Consider the following 20,190-nt stretch of genomic DNA (forward strand, 5'->3'; position numbering starts at 1 on the left):
CGACAGCCGGCCCCGAGGCATACCTCCAACCCGACCCCCCCGCGCTACCACCACACAGCGCCAACCAGCAGCCCGCACCAGGCGCCCAAAACGATCACTCAAATGATCAGCTGTGCCCAGCGTGAAAGATCAAGGCTAGGCGTGTCGGATTGCCAACGGTGTCGTGACGCTTGGCGAGCGCCGCCGGGGGCGCCCCGTCGTTGACGCCGTAATGACCGCACTGCAAGAGCCACCAAGAGGGTTCCATGCCCGGATCGTCACGCGCTCAGGGAGTTTCGCCAACCGTTCCGCTAATCACTACTAGCCGAACCACGCCACGCAGAGCCTCGCCATGGGATGTCTGTAACCCCGGCCGACCACCCCCTACGCTCGGCCGGGATGACCGGCGAGCTGGCGGCGGATTTCCGGGCGACCTTCGCCCGGCTGGCGGCGATCGGCCGGAACCCCGCGGAGCTCGCCGCCCGCGGGCTCGCCCTCGCGAGTCACCTCGACAGGGTGCGTTCCGGCGGGGCTTATGACGGTGCGTTGGGAGTCGTGGCCGGCTTCCTGGCCATGCGTTCTCTTCAACGACACCGGCCGGCCCACGGCCGGCCGGTATGCGTGCTGGCGTTCGTCGAGGAAGAGGGGGCGCGCTTCGGGCTGGCCGGCCTGCTCCGCCTGCCCGCGCCGGAGCTGGCGACCGCCGCCGTGCACCACACCGGGGTGCTCGCCGAGCTGGCCGCCGGGTGGGCGGACGGGCGGTGACCGCCTACCTGTGCGAGTGGGCCTGGCTCGGCGGCGAGCAGGCGGTCGCCGAGGTCCGGATCGAGCTCGACGGCGACGTGATCGCATCGGTCATCCCCGGCTCGAGCGACCCGGCGGCGACCCGGCTCGACGGGCTCACCGTCCCCGGGTTCGCGAACGCCCACTCGCACGCCTTCCACCGGGCCCTGCGCGGTCGGACACAGTACCGCGGCGACTTCTGGGCGTGGCGCTCGCTGATGTACACGGTCGCGGACGCGCTCGACCCGGACAGCTACTTCGCGCTGGCCCGCGCGGTCTACGCGGAGATGGCGGTCGCCGGCATCACCACGGTTGGCGAGTTCCACTACCTGCATCACGGGGCGGGCGGGGCGCGTTACGCCGACCGGAACGCGATGGGCGGGGCGCTGGCCGCCGCCGCCGCCGACGTCGGCCTGCGGCTCGTCCTGATCGACGCCTGCTATCTCAGCGCGGACGTAGACGGCGGCGAGCTGACCGGCGCCCAGCGCCGGTTCGGCGACGGCGACGCCGCTGGCTGGGTGGCCCGGATGGACGAGCTGCGCAGCTCTGCGGGGGTCGAGCTGGCCGCCGCGGTGCACAGCGTGCGGGCGGTGCCGGCCCGGGCGATGGTCGAGGTGGCCGCCTACGCCGCCGCGCACCGGCTGCCGCTGCACCTGCACCTGTCCGAGCAGCCGGCCGAGAACGCGGCCTGCCGGGCGGCCACCCGGCGCAGCCCGACCGGACTGGCCGCCGACACCGGGGTGCTCGGCCCGGCGACGACGGCGGTGCACGCCACCCACGTCGACCGGGCGGACATCGGCCTGCTGGCCGGCAGCGGCACCGGGGTGTGCCTGTGCCCGAGCACCGAACGGGACCTCGGCGACGGGATCGGCCCGGCCGGCGCGTTCGCCGCCGCCGGGATCCGGTTGTGCCTGGGCAGCGACTCGCAGGCGGCCATCGACCCGCTGGCGGAGGCCCGGGCGGTCGAGCTCGACGAGCGGCTGGCCACCGGGCGGCGCGGCACCCACCCGCCGGCCCGGCTGCTCGAGGCCGCCACGATCGGCGGGCTGCGGGCGCTCGGGCGCCCCGCCGCCGGGCTGGCCGCCGGCGCCCCCGCCGACCTGGTCACGCTGCGGCTCGACTCGACGCGGACCGCCGGCGGCGACGACCCGCTGGCGACCGCGGTGTTCGCCGCCGGTGCCGGCGACGTGGTCCAGGTGGTCTGCGCCGGCCGGGTGATCGCCGCCGGCGGCGCGCACGCCCGGATCGGCGACCTGCCCGGCGCGCTGACCGCGGCGATCCGGAGGGTGCTCGGGTGACCCGGCTGCGGATCGGCGGGATCGGCCGGCTCTGGACCCCGGCGGGGGTGACCACCGGCGCCGCGATCCACGTCGAGGACGGCCGGGTCGCCTGGGCCGGCCCGGCCGGCGGGGCCGAGGCTCCCGGCGGCTTCGACGAGGAGATCGACGCCGCCGGCGCCCTGGTCACGCCGGGGCTGATCGACGCGCACACCCACCCGCTCTACGCCGGCGACCGGTTCGCGGAGATCGCCGCCCGCAGCGGCGGCGCGTCCTACGCGGAGCTGGCGGCGGCGGGCGGCGGGATCGCGTCGACCGTCGCGGCGACCCGGGCGGCGCCCGCCGACCGGCTGACCGAGCTGGCCCGCCGCCGGCTCGCCGAGTGGCCGCGGGGCGGGGCGACGACGGTCGAGGCGAAGACCGGCTATCACCTGGACCGGGCCGGGGAGCTGGCCGCGGTCCGCATCCTCGCCGGGCTCGACGCCGCCCCGGGCCTACCCCGGCTCGAGGTGACCTTCCTCGCCGCGCACGCGCTGCCGGGCGAGTTCGCCGGGGACCCGGACGGCTACCTGCGCGCCGCCGCGGGCTGGTCGGTCGAGGCGGCGGCGCTCGGGGCGCGTTCGGTCGACGTGTTCTGTGACGAGGGCTACTTCAGCGTCGGGCAGGCCCGCACGCTGCTGACCGCCGGCCGGGCGGCCGGCCTGGTCCCGCGGGTGCACGCCGACGAGTTGGCCCGCACCGGCGGGGCGCTGCTCGCCGCCGAGCTGGGCGCCGGCTCGGCGGATCACCTGCTGCGGATCACCGCGGGCGACGCCCGGGCGCTGGCCGCGGCCGGTGTGGTGGCGACGCTCTGCCCGCTCACCGCGCTGGCGCTCGGCACCGTCCCGCCGGTCGCCGAGCTGCGGGCGGCCGGCGCGACGATCGCGCTCGGCACCGACCACAACCCGGGGACCAGCGGCCTCACCTCGATGGCCGAGGTGGTCGGTCTGGCCGTGCACTCCCTCGGGCTGTCGGTGGCGGAGGCGCTGCGGGCCGCGACCGCCGGCGGCGCCGCGGCCCTGCGGCTCACCGACCGCGGCACGCTGGCGGTCGGCGAGTGGGCCGACCTGGTGGTATGGGACCTCGACCACGAGGGCGGGATCGCCTGGGCGCTCGGCGGGGCGCGCCCGCGCGCGGTGCTGCTCGCCGGCCGACGGTTGGGCTGAGTTCCGGTTGGGCTGAGTTCCGGTTGGGCTGAGTTCCGGCGCATTGGGCCCGACCTCCGGCGCGCCGGGGCCGCCGGCCGTGTTCTCATGGGCCCATGAGAGCCCGCTTCGCGGCGGTCGCCGCCGCCGCCGCCCTCGTCGCTGGGTCCGCGGTCGGGATCCCGGGCACGCCCGCCGCGCACGCCGCGGTCAACGGCTGCCCGGCCGGCCTGCCGTCCGGGATCCCGCCGGCCTCCTGCGCGGCCGACCCGGCACTGCCGGTTCCGGCACCGTCGGCGTGGCCGTTCCCGGACGCGTTCTCGCACACGTCGGGCACCGGGCGCCTGGCCGGTGGGGCGTTCTTCTGGACCGACTTCGTGTTCGACGACTACGGGGCGCTCGGCAACGGCACCGGCCAGTCCGACAACAGCAACCCGAGCGATCTGGCGCCGACCCACGGCAGCTACGTCCATCCCGGGTTCGACTCCGCGAACTCCTCGCCGGCTGCGCAGGGCAAATGGCACAACGACGGGGCGGACATCTTCACCGCCGCGGTCGGGCTGACCGGCGCCGACAGCTACTGGCGGGTGGACTGGAACACCCTCACCGATCCGACCGTGCCGATCGCCGAGTGGACCTTCGACACCGACAACAACACCGCCACCGGCGGCTCGGCCTGGCCGGCCGGCGCCGGGGTCAGTTCGCCCGGGATCGACAAGGCACTCGTCGTGTCCAGCCACGGCGCGGCGCTCTACTCGGTGTCCGCCGGCGGGTCCTCGATCGTCGGGAAGTTCCCGGTGACCGTGGACATGGCGACCCACTCGTTCATCGTCGCGATCCCGCGCGGCGCGCTGCCGGTGTCCGGGACCTGGCGGATCCGGCTGGCCGCCGGGTTGGCGTCCGGCGACGGCACCACGTTCGCCCCGGTGCCGAGCGCCGACGGCGCCCTGCCCGGCGAGCCGAACGTCTACAACGTCACGTTCCGCAGCTACTTGCAGGAGCCGCCGGTCTACAACCCGGCGCCGCTGAGCCTGCCGGCGGGCTTCCCGGCGGACCTGCCGAACTTCCCGTCCGGCAACTTCTGGATGGAGGCCGACCAGGCGCTCACTCTGGCCGCCGGCGACGTCTCGAAGTTCTCCGCGCTGCTCGACTGGTCGCAGCTCGCCGACCGGGTCGAGACCCCGGAGCCGGAGCCGACCGGCTACACGAACCGCTGGTACGTGTCCGCGGTCGACGTCGGCGAGGGGACCACACCGAACAACTCCGCCGACGCCAGCGGTGACCTCCAGCCGCACTACCTCGGCCGGATCCAGCCCTACGCGGTCTACGTGCCGAGCACCTACCGGCCCGGGGTGGCGATGCCGCTGACCTGGGTCGAGCATTCGCTCGGGGTCAACCTCAACCAGTACGGCGCGGTGGCCTCCGACGAGCTGTTCCTGCAATGCGAGCAGCGTCGCTCGATCTGCGCCACCACCGAGGGCTACGGCCCGTCCGGCTGGTACTTCGACGCCGCGGAGCTCGACTTCTTCCGGGTCTGGCACGCGCTCGCCGCCAGCTACACCCTGGACCCGGAACGGACGACGATGTCCGGCTACTCGATGGGCGGGTTCGCCACCTTCAAGCTGGGCCTCACCTACCCGGACCTGTTCGCCGAGTCGCTCGCCCTCGAGGGTCCGCCCGGCTGCGGGCTGCGGGTGATCGAAGGCCAGGGCAGCGCGGCCGGCGCCGGTCGCTGCACCGCCGACGGGGACACCACCCCGCTGGTCGCGAACGCCCGCTGGGTGCCCTACATCATCACCTCCGGAACCGTCGACGAGCTGGTCCCGGTGACCAGCCTGATCCAGCAGGGGCTGGCCTTCGAAGCCGCCGGCGACCGGACCGTGCTCGCCGAGCTGCCGACCGAGGACCACCTGGCCTACTCGGTGGAGAACGCCTGGGCCGGCCCGGTCGGGGAGCTCAGCGACCCGACGCTCACCAACTCACCGGCCGGCATCCCGGCCCGCACCACCAATCCGGGAACCATCACCTACACCTGGTTTCCCGACGGGGAGCGGCCCGACCTCGGGGTGGCCCCGACCGGCATCTACTGGATCCGCGGGCTGACCCCGCGGACCGCGAAGCCCGGGCAGCTCGCGGCGGTCGACGCGGTGGACGCGGCGCACCCGGACCCGGCGATCGTTCAGCACGTCACGACCACCGCGACGGTCTGGCCGCCGGACCAGCCGGTGGTGCTGCGCGACCTCACCTGGACCTTCGGCGCCCGCCCGGCCGCCCGCCGGCTGATCACCGTGCGCCTCACCGACATCGCCGCCACCGGAATCGACATGGCCCGCGCCCAGCTGCCCGCCGGCTACGTCGACGTGACCAGCGACGGGCCGACCACGCTGAGCCTGGACAACCTCGCCCCCGGAACCCCGGTGACGGCCGGCAACCCGGTCGCCACCATCGCCGGGGCGAACGGGACGGCGGTCGTGGCACTGCCGGCCGGCACCACCGACGTCTGCGTCGGCGCGGGATGCCCGATCGTGTCCACCGGACGGCCGTCGTTCAACACGAACCCGCCCCTGCGCGGGTCGCTGCCGGCGACCGGCGGGGACCCGCTGCTCCCGGCGGCCGGCCTGGTCCTGCTCGGCCTCGGGCTGCTCGCGGGCCGGGCCGCTCAGCGCAGGTTCGGCGTCGGGAGCAGCCGCTCGGCGTCGCGGTCGACGAGGTAGTCCTCGCGGCTGGTGGCGTCCCGGCCGGCCGTGCCCGGGACCAGCCGGAGCACCAGCGTGAGCCCGACCGCGACCAGCAGGTTGAGCACCAGCGCGGTGACCGCGATGTAGCCGTTCTGGCCGAGCACCGGGACCTTCGCGATCGCCCCGCCGAAGTGGTGGGTGATCGGGCTGGTCACGCCGTAGGCGACGACCGTGCCGTACACCATGCCCGCGGCCCATCCGGCGAGCAGCGCCCAGCGGTGCAGCCTCCGGCTGAACAGGCCGATCGCCACCGCCGGGAAGGTCTGCAGGATCCAGATCCCGCCGAGTAGTTGCAGGTTGATCGCGTTCTGGGTGTTCATTCCGAGGACGAACGCGAGCGCGCCGAACTTCACCACCAGGGAGGCCAGCTTGGATACCCGGGCCTGCTCGGCGGGGTCGGCGTCCGGACGGAACAGGTCGCGGTAGATGTTGCGGGTGAACAGGTTCGCCGCGGCGATCGACATGATCGCCGCCGGGACGAGCGCGCCGATGGTGATCGCCGCGTAGGCGACACCGGCGAACCAGCTCGGGAACATCGCGTGGAACAGCAGCGGCGCGGCGAGCCGCGGGTTCGTCGTCTTGATCCCGGCGGCGATCGCCATGAAGCCGAGTAGCGCGATGAACGCGAGCGCGAGGGAGTAGAACGGCAGCGCGGCGGTGTTGCGCCGGATCGTCTCCCGCTCCCGGGTGGCGAGCACGCCGGTGATCGAATGCGGGTACATGAACAGCGCCATCGCCGAGCCGAGCGCCAGGGTGGCGTAGGCCCAGTAGGCCTTCGGGCCGGGGACGAACACGAAGCTGGCCGGCTTGTGCTTCGCGGCGGCGGCCGCGTTGACGGTCGCGGCGTGCGCGTGCACCACGGCGAAGATGTGGCTGTAGCCGCCGAGCCGGATCGGGATGTAGATCACCGCGACCAGGATGACGAGGTAGACCAGCCCGTCCTTGACGAACGCGATCATCGCCGGGGCACGCAGCCCGGCGGTGTAGGTGTATGCGGCGAGGATGGCGAACGCGACGATCAGCGGCAGGTCCTTCACGAAGCCGGAGGATCCGGAGCCGATGCCCATCACCTGGAGCACCGACTGGATCCCGACCAGCTGCAGGGCGATGTAGGGCATCAACGCGAGAATGCCGGTGAACGCGACCGCGACGGCCAGGCCCCGGGAGCCGAACCGGCCGAGCACGAAGTCGGCCGGCGTCACGTAGCCGTGCCGGTGCGCCACCGACCAGAGCCGCGGCATGATCACGAACACGATCGGCCAGACCAGGATGGTGTAGGCGACCGCGAACCAGCCGGTGACCGCGCCGGCGGCGTACATGGCGCCGGGGACGGCGATGAACGTGTACGCGGTGTAAAGGTCGCCGCCGAGCAGGAACCAGGTGACGAAGCCGCCGAAGTTCCGCCCGCCGAGCCCCCACTCGTCGAGGCTGCTCAGCGAAGTCGAGCGCCGCCAGCGGGCCGCGAGGAAGCCGAGCGCGGTGACGAGGGCGAACAGGACCGCGAAGACGGTGAGGGCGACCGCGTTGACCGCCATCTCAGGTCCTGCGCCGGCGCCGGGCGACGAGCACCCGGTAGGCGATCAGCTGGAAGGCCGCGTTGATCAGCAGCCAGAGCACCGAGTACCAGTAGAAGAACGGGATTCCGCCGAGCGCCGGCTTGATCCGCGCGTAGCTGCCGACCCAGAGCAGGGCCACCATCGCGGCGCCGAGCAGAACCCCGGTGACGACGTAGGTGACCGGCTCCTCGGCGAAGGTGGGCAGTCGCCGGGTGAGTTCAGGCGGGGCGGGCGGGTTGGCGGATGCGGTCATCGGGCCACCTCGTCGTCGTCGTGACCGAAAGTCCGGACCAAATGATCGTCCGGTGGCGGCCATTGTCAACAACCGGTTTCGCCCGGGCGCGTCGGCCGCCTGGGGTAGTGGGTCAGTTTGAGCTTGGTCGCGCTTGCTACGGCTTGAACATCTCAGCCGATGAGCGATGCGCCAGTTTGTCGCTGACGACCACACCGCCCTTCATCTTGCCGTTCTCATCGCGGTACATGAACTGGCGAGTCCTTAGCCGAGTGCCGATCTCAGCGCGGACAGCGGCGTATCGAGGGCTGGCGTGCGCACCCACGGCCGTAGACCCGCAATACGTTGCGACGGCCATGGGGAAGATCATCGTGCTGGCGATCAGGTCGCAGGCTTGTAGTCCCGCATGGTTATCGCTATGAGCGAAGACGGGTGCCTCGACCAGCGCCGGGATTGGGTCTCCTCCCGTCCGGAACTTGTCAGTGAACACTGAGTGGGCCGCGTTCACGTTCTGCTTCTGCTCCCGCGCATCGCAGATCATGAGTCCGTCGGACCCCTGACTGACGCAATAGGCGCTGAAGTGGCGCGCGATGTCCTGAACCGCGTAGCAGTAGGTCGCCTTCTGGTCGAGACCCTGAGCGGGCTCCTTGATCCAGACCCGTCCGATGATGCGGCCGTCGTAGGTCTCCAGTAGGTCCACTAGATCGTTACGCACTTGCCGGGCGTGCCTCCGGCGGTTGCGCGAATCCGAGCGAGTTCGCTGGAGAAATTCGGAACCTTTTACTTCTTGAAGAATATGACTCAGACCGGGACCGGTTTCGAAACGCTTCGGAAAGTGGCGACGCTTGAGATCCAGGAACTCGCGGGTAAACGCGGGAACCAAGCGGGACGGGAGCACCAGTCCCATGATGACCATTGCGGGCGTCACGCCTGAGATGGGCGAATTCGGCGGCTCCGAACCGCCTGACTCGTCCACATAGCAGATGTGCATGCCAGTGCTCCCCGACAAAACACTACGGCCACCCCGAAGGGTGGCCGTAGGATGTGGCGTTCGGCAAGCGAACCTGCCTAGGCGCCGATTAGAAGTTCTACCCTGAACAGTAGCGGCGACCAACCACCAATGCCAACCCTACGGAAACTTGTTCCCGCAATTGTCACCCGTATGGCTCAGTTTCGCTCATACGTTCGAGTCGAGTAGCGCCACGATCTCTGCGACGGTCCACACGCGGTCAGCTTTCCCTGCCGCCATCGCGGGCGTGGTCGGATAGCTGCCGTTCGCTTTCGTGAGCGTGATGTGCGGCCTGGCGAAGTTGTACGCCATCGAGTGCAGCGCCACCGCAGCCCACAGGTTCTCGGCTTTCGTCGAAAATCCGTTCGTCAACCGCGTGAAGCGCCGCATCGACATGCGCATCGTCAAGTTCTGCCGCTCCACGAACGACGTGCTGATATGCGCCGGGTCGGGGTCGCCCGTGACGGGCCGACCGTCCAGGCCGATGCACTTCGCGGGGCTGTAGCGCCGTTCGTCGCGCTGGAGCCGCTGGCACGACAGGTCCAAACTGACCCACTACCCCGCCGGGTCGGACTTGCGGCGGCGAAGACCCCGCCCCGGCGCCGGCAGCCCCGTGCTCCGCGCCGAGTGGGCGGTCTGCCCGGGGCCGATCGCCCACTCGCCGCGTGGAGATCTTGCAAAACCGCCCACTCGCCGAGCGCCGCTCCAGGTTACGCCCGTGCGGTGGCCTGCGTCCCGGTCGAGTCGGTGACGACGCAGTACAGCGGGTGCAGCCCGGCCGGGACCGACGCCCCGGTGACCACGTCGTGGTCGGGGAGCACCCACTCGATGAGCAGCACGCTTCCGCTGCCGCCCTGCACGCGAGCCGTCTCCCGCCCGTGCGCCGTAACGACGCTCACCCGCAGGGCCGGGAAGACGGTGATCGGCAGGCGAGCGGTCGCGACCTGGCCGTCTGACTGGGTCGCGGTGACGGTGACCTGGTAGACCCCGGGCCGGGCATAGCGGTGCGGGAAGTAGTTGAGGTTGTTCGCCGGCGTCACCGCCGCGGTGCCGTCGCCGAAGTTCCAGTGGTAGGGCCCCATCGTCGGCGACGGCCCGAGCGGGCAGGGGCTGACGCTCGGCAGCACCGGCGGGTTGCAGGCGCTGGCGGCGGAGAACCGCTGCTGGGACTCGAACCCCTGTAGCAGCGGGTCGAACGAGCCGCCCGCGCCGGTGCCGAGGTCGCCGGCCTGCGGGAACGGGATGATCTGAACGCCGGGCTTGAAGACCCGGGCGAAGTCGTCGTTTCGTGCGGTCGCCTCGGCGGTCACCGTGTAGTTGGCGCCGAAGCCGAGCGCAGCCGCGTCCTGCTGGCCGGCGGTGACGACCTGGTCGCCGAGGGTCAAGCTCGGGTTGAACGTGTTCTCGTCCGCGGAGTAGTAGGTGAACGGGTAGGCGTACACGGGGTAGTCGTAGCCGAGCTGGTCCTGACCCATCCCGATCGCGAACACCCCGTCGGCGCCGGTGATCGAGGAGTCCCAGGCCTGGTGGATGCTCGGGAAGAACTCACCGGGCTCGCTGAGCAGCAGCAGCCCGCCGATCCGAAGCCCGGTCACCCAGGTGCCGATCCCGGCTGTGCCGGCGTAGCCGTAGGGCGCCCAGGCGGACCGGTCGATCGGGTAGGCCAGCGAGTTGCCACCGGCCTTGCTCCACACCTGCCCGCCGTCGAGCGGGGCCACGTCGTCGAGCGCGAGCAGCTCGGGGTTGTAGCCGGGGGTGACGACGTACTGCTCGGCGGCCGCGACCGTGCCGTTGGTGATGGCGTGGGCGTGCCCGAGCGCAGTCATGACGAGTTGGCCCTCGACGGCGCCCATGTGGATCGCGTCGTCGAAGCCGATGGTCTGCTTGCAGGAGACCGTCTTGCCGTTCGAGGTCACCGCCACGTTCGGCAGGTCGCGACTCGGCGCGTTGTCCACCTGCATCGGGCCCGGGGAGTCGCCGAGCGTGCCGTCGGCGATCAGCGCGGTGCCGCCGAGCCGGCTCTCGATCCAGTTCGCCGTGTAGGACGGGAAGTCGGTGCTGAGCAGCGCGGCCGAGGTGCCGTTCGGGCACGCGATATCGCCCGGGCCGTAGACGATGTTCGGGTAGCCGGGCTGGATGACGTAGGTGCCGATCGTCGTACCCGTGGCGGCGTCGCGGGCCCACAGCGCGAGCAGCGCCCCGTCGACCGGCCAGCCCTCGTTGGCGTTTGCGTTCGCGATCCCGGTCGTGGTGAGGAACGAAGCGTCTACGCTGCCCCACGCGAGGGTGGCCGGCCGGGCGTTGGTCCAGGCCTGCTCGAGCGCCCGGGTCGTGGCCGCGGCGACCGACTCGAGGTAGGGCAGCGCGTGGCTCGGCGGCCCCCAGATCCCCATGATCGTCGGCGCGGCGTGCTCGTGCAGGGTCGAGACGATGATGTCCGCCTCGGTCGCGCCCGGGGCACCGTGACCGGCGAGGAACCGCGCGACCGCCTGCCGGACGTTGCTGATCCCGTACGGACCCTCCTGGTAGCCGGCGAACCAGCCCTGGCTGTCGACCCGGGCCAGCTCGACAACCGAATGGCCGTTGCCGATCGCCATCGCCCGCACGGTGAAGTGCTCGGTCCGGCCGGTCAGCGGGTCCACGTGGCGGGCCAGGGTGCCCCCGGCCGGTCCGCCGCCGTAGCCGCCCATGTACACCGGGTACGTGGGGTCGATGTTCACCGTGGCGACGCCCACCCGGAATCGCGCCGGCCCGGCGCTCGGCCGGGCGACGGTCGCCGGGGCGGCGACCGCGACCGTGGCGCCGGCGACGATGCCGAGGGCGGCGAGGACGACCGTCAGGCGGGTGGCGCGCATGCCGCTGTATTCGACGCCGCCGCGCTCCGCACCTGCCCGGGCCGGGGGAAAGCGGACATACGTCCCGAGGTCCGGTATGGTGGCCAGATTACTGCGCCGGGTGGCGCTGTTTTCCAGGAAGGGGCGAGCCATGCGCATCAGCCGCACGAGCGTCGTCGGGGTTGCTGCACTCGGTCTGACGCTGCTCGGCTACTCGGCCGCCGGTGCCGCGCTGGCCAAGGCGCCGCCGTGCCACACCCCCTGCGCCAAGGCGAACGGGAACCCCTACCCGCCCGGTCAGCACTGCGGTACGAGCACCTCGTCGAACTCGATTCCGCCGGGCGGGACGTTCCACGCCCAGTCGCAGACCTTCTGCCCGGGTGAGGACGTCTCCTGGGACGCCCACTCCGCCGGCACCCACCTGGCGACCACCGTCGCGAACGCGCAGGGCGTGGCGAGCGCCACGCTGACCCTGCCCAGCAACTTCTCGACCGGCGGCCACACGCTGACCGCCACCGGGTTGTCGTCCGGCCTGGTCGAATCCGCCGGCTTCACGGTGCCGGCGGCGGCGACCTCGGGATCGGGTGGCCTGCCGTTCACCGGCCTGGAGATCGGGTTGTCCGGCGCGGTCGTCGGGCTGATCGCGATCGCGGTCGGGTCGGCGATGGTCGCGGCCACCCGTCGGCGCCGCGCCACCACCGCCTGATTTAGCCGGGGCCGGGGCGCGACCGCGATAGCTGGCGCGCCCGTCACCGGCAGGGATCGCGCGGTGCCCTGTCGAAGTAGACGACATGCAGCTCAATGTCTCGAAGCTCCGTGTCTCGAAGCTCCGTGTCTCGAAGCTCCGTGCCACCCTGCTCGCCGCCGCGCTGATCGCGGCGCTGGCCACCCCGGCCGCGTTCGCGACTAGCCGGTCCGGCGGGCCGGCCCGGGCGTGGTTCCGGGTGGGAGCGGCGAAGGCCGACATCACCCCGCACAGCCTGACCGGGGTGTATCTCGGTGGCTACGGGATCGGGCCGGTGCACCCCGCCGGCGGCGTGCTCCGCCACATCTACGCCCGCGCGTTCGCGGTCGCCGACCCGGCCGGGCACCAGGTGGTCATCGTCGCGCTCGACGTGCAGGGCTACTTCTACGCCTACCAGAACGGCCCGTACGGCATAGCCGACATCGACAAGGACATGGCTGTCCGGCTGCACATCCCGGCGGCGAACATCCTCATCCAGTCCACGCACACCCACAACGGCCCGGACGCGCTCGGCATATGGGGTGGCGTCCCGGCCAGCTACCTCGCCTACATCAAGGCGCAGACCGAATCCGCGATCGAGCACGCGGTGGCCGCCGAGCGCCCGGCGCAGCTGCGCTGGGCGACCGCCGACATGACCGGCTTCGCCGGAACCTTCGGCTCCAACAGCGACAGCACCAAGACCGGGGACGAGGCGGACTACCCGGTCGACACCCAGCTGCGGGTGCTTCAGGCGGTGAGCCCGCAGGGCCAGGTCACCGCCACCCTGGTGAACTACAACGCGCACCCGACGGTCTACGGGCCGCTCGACCGGGTCTCCCCGGACTGGCCGGGCGCGACCGCGACCTTCCTCGAGCACGCCGAGATCGGGATCTCACCGAAGGTCCGATACGGCTACCCCGGCTCGGTCGCGGTGGTCACCATCGGCGACGTCGGGCACACCTGGCCGGCCGGCACGCCGCGAGGGACCGACCCGAAAGTCGACCCGAGCCCGAAGAGCAGCAACGGGCCGGCCGACATCTTCGGCAACGCGGTGGCCCGGATGGCCATGGGCGCGCTCGCCGGACACCCGACCTACCTCAGCGACCCGCGGGTGGGCGCCAGCGAATCGACCCTCGAGGTGACGAACACCAACGCCGCGCTGCTCGCCCTCGGTATGGCGAAGGTCCCCGGCTACCACATCCTGCGCGCCAACACTCCGCCCTACGGCGCGATCGATGCCTACTTCACCCCGGCCCAGGCGCTGCGGATCGGCGACCTGCCGATGTTCTCCTCGCCCGGCGAGCCGTACCCGTCGATCCACACGAACCTGGCGCACCAGGTGCGGGCGCCGGTGGCGTTCATCTTCGGGCTGGCCAACGACCAGCTCGGCTATGTCGAGTCGCTGTCGGACTACAACGGCGCGCTCCAGTGCAGCTACAGCGACGAGTGGTTCTTCACGATCTCGCCGACCTTCGGTGACGACCTGGTGCGCGCCCAGCGGAGCAACGCCGGAAGGCTCGGCTTCACCGTGACCGACCCCGGGCCGATCGCAAACAACAGCCCGGGCCCGGTCCCGCCGTCGACGAACTGCACCCAGCAGGGGATCGGCCAGCTCTAGACATCCCGTCTCCGACCGCGAGTGTGCAATTTCCGACGCCTTTCGGCGGGGCTTGAGCGTGACCGCTTGTCGAAAATTGCACACTCGGCCCCGGCCGATCCCCGGGGCGGGGCTTCAGTCGCGCCCCGGACGGTCATGGCCGGCCCAGAGGGGGGCCCGTCGGGAGACCTTCCCGATCGCCGTCTTCGGGATGGTTTCCACGCCCGGCGGGTGTCGCTGGCGACCGCCACGTCGGTGCGCCGTGCGTTGGACGCGCTGGTCGCCGACGAGCTGGTCGTCCGCCGCGACGGGGTCTATCGGGTAGTCAACCCGTTCTTCGCCGCATGGCTGCGCCAGGCCGGCTGAGCGGACCGGTCAGGGGATCGCCTGCGCGAACCGGAACAGTCGGGTCGGGTCGTAGCTCGCCTTCACCGCCGACAGCCGCGGCAGGTTCGCGCCGTAGTAGGCCTGCGGCCAGTTCGCGAGATCCGGGTCGATGTAGTTCTGGTATGCCTGGCCGGAGACGTACGGCGCCATCGCGGCCCTCGTGCCCCGCAGCCAGGCCAGCGCGGTGGCGGAGCCGGCTCCGGCTCCGGCCGCCGTGTACTGCAGGCCGAAGGCGACGTCGCGATGGACGAACGCGGTCGCATCGGGGGCGACCCGGTTCACCTCCCCGCCGAACGGGTCGAAACCAACCCCGCACACCGCCGTCGCGATCCGCTGCGCCAGCTCGACCCGGTGAACCAGGGTGGCGATCCCGGACGCGGGCAGCGGGGCGACGCACAGGTCGGATTTCGCTGCCAGGGCCTGCCGGGGCAGGCCGCCCGGCGGCGTCTCGGTATCGAGGTGGCATTCGGCGACCGTCAGCGCCGCGCACCCGGCGTCGACGAGCATGGCGTGCAGGAACGGCCGGGTTTCGCTGAACCGCTGACTGGGCGCGACGCCGACGGCGGAGACGAGCCGGTCAAACAACCGGTCGAGGCTCCCCTGGCCGGCCAGGCAGGTCCCGCCCACCCCGACGGTCGGCGTGGGGGCGCCAGGTCGGGCCAGCAGGTGCAGGTCCGCGAACAGCTCGTCCGGCGCGGCCGGCGCCCAGCGCTGCCAGGCGTCGACCACCCGCGGCGCGGCGGACCAGTCCCATCCCAGCGATCCCAGCGCCACGTCCCCAACTGGGTGGGTCGCCATCGTGAACGCGGTGATGATCCCGAAGTTGCCGCCGCCACCACCGCGGCAGGCCCAGAACAGATCACCGGTGTCGACCTCCCGGACCCGGCCGTCGGCGGTGACGATCTGCACACTGTCGACCGCGTCACAGGTCAGGCCGTAGGCGCGTGAGGTCACGCCGATCCCGCCGCCGAGGGCCAGCCCGGCCAGCCCCACCGAGGGGCACGACCCGGCGGGAAGCGTCCGGCCGGCGCCGGCCAGCCCGGAGTACACGTCGATCAGCCGGGCTCCGGCACCGATCCGTGCGGCGGCTCCGCCCGGGGTCACCACCGACATCTGGGCGACGTCGACCACGAGACCCGCGCCGGTGGAGTAGCCGGCGTAGCTGTGACCACCCGCCCGGGCCGTGATCGGTACCCCCAGGCGGCGGGCGAAGCCGATGCAGGTGGCGACGTCGGCTGGGTTGGCGCATTCCACGATGCCGGCCGGCGACGTGGAGTCGAAGCGCGGGTTCGCGGAGAGGCGGGCCAGCGGGTACCCCGCGTCACCTGGCCGGATCAGGTGCCCGGCGAGGTCGCGTGCCAGCGCCGACCAGTCCGCCGGCCCGACCTTGGTGCTCGGTAGGGGGGTCCCGGAGCCGGGGGCCGGCCGGACCCGGGGGGCACCGGGTGAGCTGCAGCCGGGCAGCCCGGCGAGTGCGGCGCCGGCCGCGAGGCCGCCACCGGAGCGCAGCAGCGCACGACGGGTGAGCATCGCGGACCCCCTCCCGGTGTGGGACGCCCCAGCTGGTGTTCAGGTTGGCGGCCTATTGTCGGTGGATGGACGAGGAGCGGGCGGAAGCCGTGGTCGCCCGGCTGCGGGAGCGCCGGGTGTTCGCGCATGTTGAGCGGGCCGGGGTGTACCAGTTCGGCGTCCGGGTGGTGATCCCCGATGGCCGGGAGGCGGTGTGGGACACCGACGGGAATGCCGGCTTGGAGGCGGTGATCCTCCAAGACGGCGACCTGGTCGGCTACGTCCCGGAGCTCCCCGGGTCCGAAGGGCTCGACGTCGACGGGATGGTCCGGGCCCTCGCCGCCGTGGACTACGACACCCCGCCCGAGCCGGAGCCGCCATCGCACCCGAGCACCCCCGCCCCCGCCGTGGCGCCGGCCGACCCGAACCCCGCGGTCGACCCGATCCCCGCGGCCGGCCCGATCTCCGCGGCCGACCCGATCCCCGCGGTCGGGCCGCTGCCGCCGGTGACCAGGTTCCTGCGCGCCGACCATCCCGAACATCGGCCGCTGTCCGGTCTGCTGCGCCGGCTGTCCGGCCGCCACGCGGACTAGGCCGACGGGTTGGGCGTCGCTACGCGGCGTCGTCCCAGCGTTCCCGAAGCCACGCGTGCACCGAGGGCAACCGGTCGGAGGCGAGGGTGAGGTGGCCGTCGTCCTCCGACAGGCGCGCCGCGACGCCGGGGATCCGCGCCGCCAACCACTCGCCGTGGCCGAACGGGACCATGGCGTCGTGGCGACCCTGCCACAGCAGAACCGGCACCCGGATGTCGGCGACGTCGAAGGCCCCAGGGTCGGACGAAGAGCAGGTTGTCGTCGACCCAGCCGTCCACGCCGCGCCGGCAGCCCGCCGTGACCTGCGCGTGAAGCGTGGCGCCGAACGGGCCGCGCATCACGGCGGCGTCGGTCGCGGTGAGGTAGGGCGCCATGCCCTCGACAACCTCGAGCCGACGCCCGTCGGCCGTCTCGACACTGAAGCGAACCCCAGCCTCCCGGGCAGGCAGATCTCGACACCGCTCGTCGAAGGATGTCAGCCTGGCGCCTCCACCAGGATCCCCATGTCGCCGGCCGCCGCACGAAGCCGCCGGTCGTAGGTGACGATCGCGCCCAGGTCCGCGCCGAGCGACTGCGCCGCAGCGATGTGGATGGCGTCTAGCGAGCGCAGGGCCGACCCGAGCGCCAGGGTGGCTGCGAGGTCGAGCAACTCCCGGTCAAGATTGACCTGGTCAAGCCGAGCGAGCTGTCTCCGCGCGTGTGCCACGGCGGTCGGGCCTCCGGCGAGGGCACGCACTACCTCCACGCGCGCGAGCGTGCAGGTCACCCGACCCACCCCGCGGTGCCGCCGGAGGAAGCGCCTGAGTGCCGCCGATTCGACTTCTTGCTGCACGAGCTTCACCAGCGCCGACGAATCGAGGTAGAGCCTCACCGCTCGTGCGCGCGCATTCGCGCCAGCAAGCCGGACGCGTCGATGCCGTAGTCAGCAGCCGGTTCGTCACATACGTCGGCGTCATCCTCGGCGACGATTACCCGGCCGCTGGCCACCAGGGCCGCCCAGGGGTCGCGGCTGACCGGGACCAGCCGGGCCACGGGACGGCCCCGATCGGTGATCTCGAGGGTCTCGCCCCTGGTGACGCGTTCCAGATAAACGCTCGCGTGCTGTCGTAGCTCTCGCACACCGATGCGCTCCATGTGCTACATAGTAGCACTAATGACGACAGTTCCTTGATCGGAACACCCGCGCGGGCGCGCTAGCGATATCCGACTGGCCCGGCCCCGGGATCGTCGTTACGGTTGATCACATGCCCTCGACGCCGCCGCACGAGGCACCCAGCCGGCGCCGCGCCGCCTCGGGTGTGCAGGCGGCCTATGACGTATCGCCGGGGCCTACGACGCCCAGCTCGGTGGCGAGCTCGATGGCAAGCCGCTCGACCGTTCGCTACTTCAGGGTTTCATCGAGTTCGTCGGCGGGGGCACCCTGGCGGATGTGGGCTGCGGCCCCGGGCACGTCACCCGCTCTCTCTCGGCGCGGCACCCGCAGGTGATCGGCATCGACCTCTCACTGGGCATGATCCGGGTCGCGCGCGATCGCGTTGTACTCGATCATTCACCTGACAGCGGACGAACGGGTCCTCGCCTGCCGGGAGTTCGCTCGGGCGGTGCGTCCGGGTGGCTGGTTGCTTGTGGCGTTCCACATCGACAGTCCCGACTTCGCGACCGGCGAGGTCAACCGCCCAGCTGGTTCGGGGAGTCCGTCGAGCTGGACGGTTACTTTCTCGAACCAACCCAGGTCACCCGCGACATCGAGGACGCAGGGTTCGTGGTCATGTCGACGGTGATCCGACAGCCCTGGCCCGACGTCGAGCACCCGAGTCGACGCTGCTACATACTCGCGCAGCGGCGCTGAGCCGGGTGCCGGCGCTCGCCGTCGAGGGCGACGCAATCCCGCGGCGCGAGGAGGCTGGTCGAACGGCACCTACGAGATTGGCCGGGACCCCGACGGTCACCGCAAGGGCATGACCGGACAGGTGGGCTGCTGGAAGACAGCAAAGGCCAGTTCGGGCAACTTCTGGAGGGTGGCGCCACCGGACAGGAGCCGGTGAACGATGCCGACGGCAGGTTCATCGCAGCCACGAGTACGTCGACGGCAACGCCATAGGTCTCACCCGGACGCCCGCGCGATGAGTTGATCCGGGCTTGTTCGTCCTAACCTGTGACCTCGACACCGGGAGGCGACAATGGCGAAGATCACGAAGCTGGGCCGGGTGATGGTGCCCGTAGCCGATCAGGACGAGGCGATCAGCTTCTACACGACGAAGCTGGGTTTCTCCGTGGCCGCGGACGTCCCGTTCGGCGAGCATGACCGGTGGGTCGAGGTCGCCCCGCCGGCTGGCGGCGCGACCCTGGCCCTGGTGCCGCCGCGGGGCGACTACCAGCCGGGGCGGATGACCGGGATCGCCATCGACTCGCCCGACCCGGCGGCAGATCACGCTGAGCTGCGGGACAAGGGTGTCGACGTCGACGCCGAGCTGATGGGCGGCGACGGGGAGGTTCCGTCGATGTTCTTCTTCCGCGACAACAACAAGAACCAGCTAATGATCGTCCAGTCCGGGTAACGGCTGCCCCGCCGTAGCCTCGCTCCCAGGTCGCGTGTAACTACAGCCGCCGAGAAACCCTGCGCGCCACCTCGTTGGCGGTAACGCGATCGGCATCGGCGGCCACCTCGACCTGGCCAACCAGGGCGACGCCCGGACCGGGTCCGCGAGGGCGATCGCTCGGTTGGGGGGACCACCGGGGTTCGCGTGGGGGGTGACGAGGTGGTCGCGGAGCGGGGGAGGTTGGCGCCAGTCACCGTCCGCGGCCTTGGTCGCATGGCCGTCGTGGAGCGTTGCGGGTCAGCCGGTGCGGAAGCACACGTCGATGTCCCACCGGGCGAAGCTGAGCGCCTCGTAGACCTTGATCGCGTTGGTGTTGGACTCGTCGACGTACAGCATCGCCTGGGACAGGCCGCGGGCCCGGAGATGGCGCAGTCCGATCAGCGTGAGCGCCGGGCCCAGCCGCTGGCCCTGCGCGGACGGGTCGACCCCGACGACGTAGACCTCGCCGATCGGCTCGTGGTCGTGCGCGCCGTTCGCGCCCGCTCCGTGCACCTTCGTCCAGTGGAAGCCGACCAGCCGCCCGGCCCGCTCGGCGAGGAAGAACCCGGCTGCGTCGAACCACGGCTCCCGCTCCCGGGTCCGTAGGTCCGCGATCGTCCACTGGCCCTGGTCGGGGTGGTCGGCGAACGCCCGGTTGTTCACCTCGACCCATGCCGCCTCGTCCTGCCCGACTACGAAGGTGCGGACGCTGACGCCCGCCGGCAGGTCCGGCGCCGGCAGCGGAGCGAACAGGGATCGCCGCATCTGCCAGAGCACGCGCTCGCGGTGAAAGCCCATGGCATGGGCGAGCGCGGCCGCGGAGTCGAGGGTCTGCTGGCCGTGCGCCCACAGCCGCATCCGGCCGTCCGGGGAGTCGGCGAGCAGCGCCTCGACCAGCAGCCGCCCCAGCCCGGATCGGCGGGCCTCGCCGCGGACCACGACCTCGGCGCTGGGACCCTCGACGACGTCGGTCACGTCGAGATGCGCGTAGCCGGAGAGCAGGTCGCCGGACCACACCAGCAGGTTGTGGGCGGGGGCGTCCCCGCCGTAGCGCAGATGCAGCATGACGTGCTCGGACAGCGGCCGCACGCCGTCGGCGTCGGTGACCTCGTCGACGAGCCGGAGAACCTCGCGAACCTCGGCGTCGGTGAGCCGGTCACGCCGTTCCAGGCGGGTCGAGGCGTCCACACTGGTCACAGCCGCCACCAT

18 protein-coding genes and 1 pseudogene are annotated in these 20,190 nt (G+C 72.0%); 9 read left to right on the top strand and 10 right to left on the bottom strand.

Going from position 1 to position 20,190, the window contains the following annotated elements; genetic code table 11:
- Positions 1-378 precede the first annotated feature (378 nt).
- From VNG13_14835 to VNG13_14850, 4 genes are all read left to right on the top strand, one after another.
- Positions 379-744, top strand: coding sequence for a M28 family peptidase (locus tag VNG13_14835; protein ID HVA61790.1), 366 nt, complete (start codon positions 379-381; stop codon positions 742-744).
- Positions 741-2,060, top strand: a complete 1,320-nt coding sequence (locus VNG13_14840; protein HVA61791.1) for a formimidoylglutamate deiminase — start codon at positions 741-743, stop codon at positions 2,058-2,060. Before VNG13_14835 ends, VNG13_14840 begins: the two co-directional genes overlap by 4 nt.
- Positions 2,057-3,244: an imidazolonepropionase gene (gene hutI, locus VNG13_14845; GenBank protein ID HVA61792.1), complete on the top strand. Its 1,188-nt coding sequence runs from the start codon at positions 2,057-2,059 to the stop codon at positions 3,242-3,244. Before VNG13_14840 ends, hutI begins: the two co-directional genes overlap by 4 nt.
- 95 nt (positions 3,245-3,339) lie before the next feature.
- Complete coding sequence (locus tag VNG13_14850; protein HVA61793.1) at positions 3,340-5,937, top strand: peptidase; 2,598 nt, start codon at positions 3,340-3,342, stop codon at positions 5,935-5,937.
- On the opposite strand, the gene VNG13_14855 is transcribed toward VNG13_14850, so the two are convergent.
- The 5 genes and pseudogenes from VNG13_14855 to VNG13_14875 all read right to left on the bottom strand — a co-directional run bounded on the left by VNG13_14855 (position 5,883) and on the right by VNG13_14875 (position 11,745).
- Positions 5,883-7,496, bottom strand: a complete 1,614-nt coding sequence (locus tag VNG13_14855) for a sodium:solute symporter (GenBank protein HVA61794.1) — start codon at positions 7,494-7,496, stop codon at positions 5,883-5,885. The two genes, VNG13_14850 and VNG13_14855, sit on opposite strands and share 55 nt — an antisense overlap.
- Position 7,497: 1 nt before the next feature.
- Entirely contained in the window at positions 7,498-7,770 is a 273-nt protein-coding gene (locus VNG13_14860) for a DUF3311 domain-containing protein (GenBank protein ID HVA61795.1), read from the bottom strand.
- Positions 7,771-7,906: 136 nt separating this feature from the next.
- Entirely contained in the window at positions 7,907-8,740 is an 834-nt protein-coding gene (locus tag VNG13_14865) for a DUF3800 domain-containing protein (GenBank protein ID HVA61796.1), read from the bottom strand.
- 186 nt (positions 8,741-8,926) lie between these two features.
- A pseudogene (locus VNG13_14870) lies at positions 8,927-9,223 on the bottom strand (hypothetical protein).
- Between the two features lie 245 nt (positions 9,224-9,468).
- The gene (locus VNG13_14875) at positions 9,469-11,745 is read right to left on the bottom strand and encodes a PKD domain-containing protein (GenBank protein ID HVA61797.1); all 2,277 of its coding nucleotides are present in this window, start codon (positions 11,743-11,745) and stop codon (positions 9,469-9,471) included.
- Between VNG13_14875 and VNG13_14880 the strand changes: the two genes are divergently transcribed.
- The 3 genes from VNG13_14880 to VNG13_14890 all read left to right on the top strand — a co-directional run bounded on the left by VNG13_14880 (position 11,744) and on the right by VNG13_14890 (position 14,279).
- Positions 11,744-12,298 carry a hypothetical protein gene (locus tag VNG13_14880; GenBank protein HVA61798.1) on the top strand — a complete coding sequence of 185 codons (555 nt, stop codon included), beginning with the start codon at positions 11,744-11,746 and terminating at the stop codon, positions 12,296-12,298. The two genes, VNG13_14875 and VNG13_14880, sit on opposite strands and share 2 nt — an antisense overlap.
- A gap of 85 nt (positions 12,299-12,383) precedes the next feature.
- A complete protein-coding gene (locus VNG13_14885; protein HVA61799.1) occupies positions 12,384-13,934 on the top strand; it encodes a neutral/alkaline non-lysosomal ceramidase N-terminal domain-containing protein in 1,551 nt (516 codons plus the stop codon).
- A 210-nt stretch (positions 13,935-14,144) separates the two neighbouring features.
- The gene (locus tag VNG13_14890; GenBank protein HVA61800.1) at positions 14,145-14,279 is read left to right on the top strand and encodes a hypothetical protein; all 135 of its coding nucleotides are present in this window, start codon (positions 14,145-14,147) and stop codon (positions 14,277-14,279) included.
- 9 nt (positions 14,280-14,288) lie between these two features.
- Here the strand turns inward: VNG13_14890 and VNG13_14895 are convergent, their stop codons facing one another.
- A complete protein-coding gene (locus VNG13_14895; protein HVA61801.1) occupies positions 14,289-15,830 on the bottom strand; it encodes an FAD-dependent oxidoreductase in 1,542 nt (513 codons plus the stop codon).
- Positions 15,831-15,895: 65 nt separating this feature from the next.
- Here VNG13_14895 and VNG13_14900 point away from each other — a divergent pair, with 65 nt between their 5' ends.
- The gene (locus VNG13_14900; protein HVA61802.1) at positions 15,896-16,402 is read left to right on the top strand and encodes a hypothetical protein; all 507 of its coding nucleotides are present in this window, start codon (positions 15,896-15,898) and stop codon (positions 16,400-16,402) included.
- Positions 16,403-16,421: 19 nt separating this feature from the next.
- Here VNG13_14900 and VNG13_14905 read toward each other — a convergent pair whose 3' ends face one another.
- From VNG13_14905 to VNG13_14915, 3 genes are all read right to left on the bottom strand, one after another.
- A complete protein-coding gene (locus VNG13_14905; GenBank protein ID HVA61803.1) occupies positions 16,422-16,610 on the bottom strand; it encodes a hypothetical protein in 189 nt (62 codons plus the stop codon).
- Between the two features lie 267 nt (positions 16,611-16,877).
- Positions 16,878-17,273, bottom strand: a complete 396-nt coding sequence (locus VNG13_14910; GenBank protein ID HVA61804.1) for a type II toxin-antitoxin system VapC family toxin — start codon at positions 17,271-17,273, stop codon at positions 16,878-16,880.
- On the bottom strand, positions 17,270-17,536 hold the full coding sequence (locus VNG13_14915; GenBank protein ID HVA61805.1) for a type II toxin-antitoxin system prevent-host-death family antitoxin: 267 nt from the start codon (positions 17,534-17,536) through the stop codon (positions 17,270-17,272). The genes VNG13_14910 and VNG13_14915 overlap by 4 nt, the downstream gene beginning before the upstream one ends.
- Before the next feature lie 1,046 nt (positions 17,537-18,582).
- On the opposite strand from VNG13_14915, the gene VNG13_14920 reads away from it, so the two are divergent.
- Positions 18,583-18,960 carry a VOC family protein gene (locus VNG13_14920; GenBank protein HVA61806.1) on the top strand — a complete coding sequence of 126 codons (378 nt, stop codon included), beginning with the start codon at positions 18,583-18,585 and terminating at the stop codon, positions 18,958-18,960.
- 279 nt (positions 18,961-19,239) lie between these two features.
- Here the strand turns inward: VNG13_14920 and mshD are convergent, their stop codons facing one another.
- The gene (gene mshD, locus VNG13_14925; GenBank protein HVA61807.1) at positions 19,240-20,178 is read right to left on the bottom strand and encodes a mycothiol synthase; all 939 of its coding nucleotides are present in this window, start codon (positions 20,176-20,178) and stop codon (positions 19,240-19,242) included.
- Between the last annotated feature and the right edge of the window lie 12 nt (positions 20,179-20,190).

The sequence above is a fragment of the Mycobacteriales bacterium genome (genome assembly GCA_035533475.1).
Classification (GTDB): domain Bacteria; phylum Actinomycetota; class Actinomycetes; order DATLTS01; family DATLTS01; genus DATLTS01.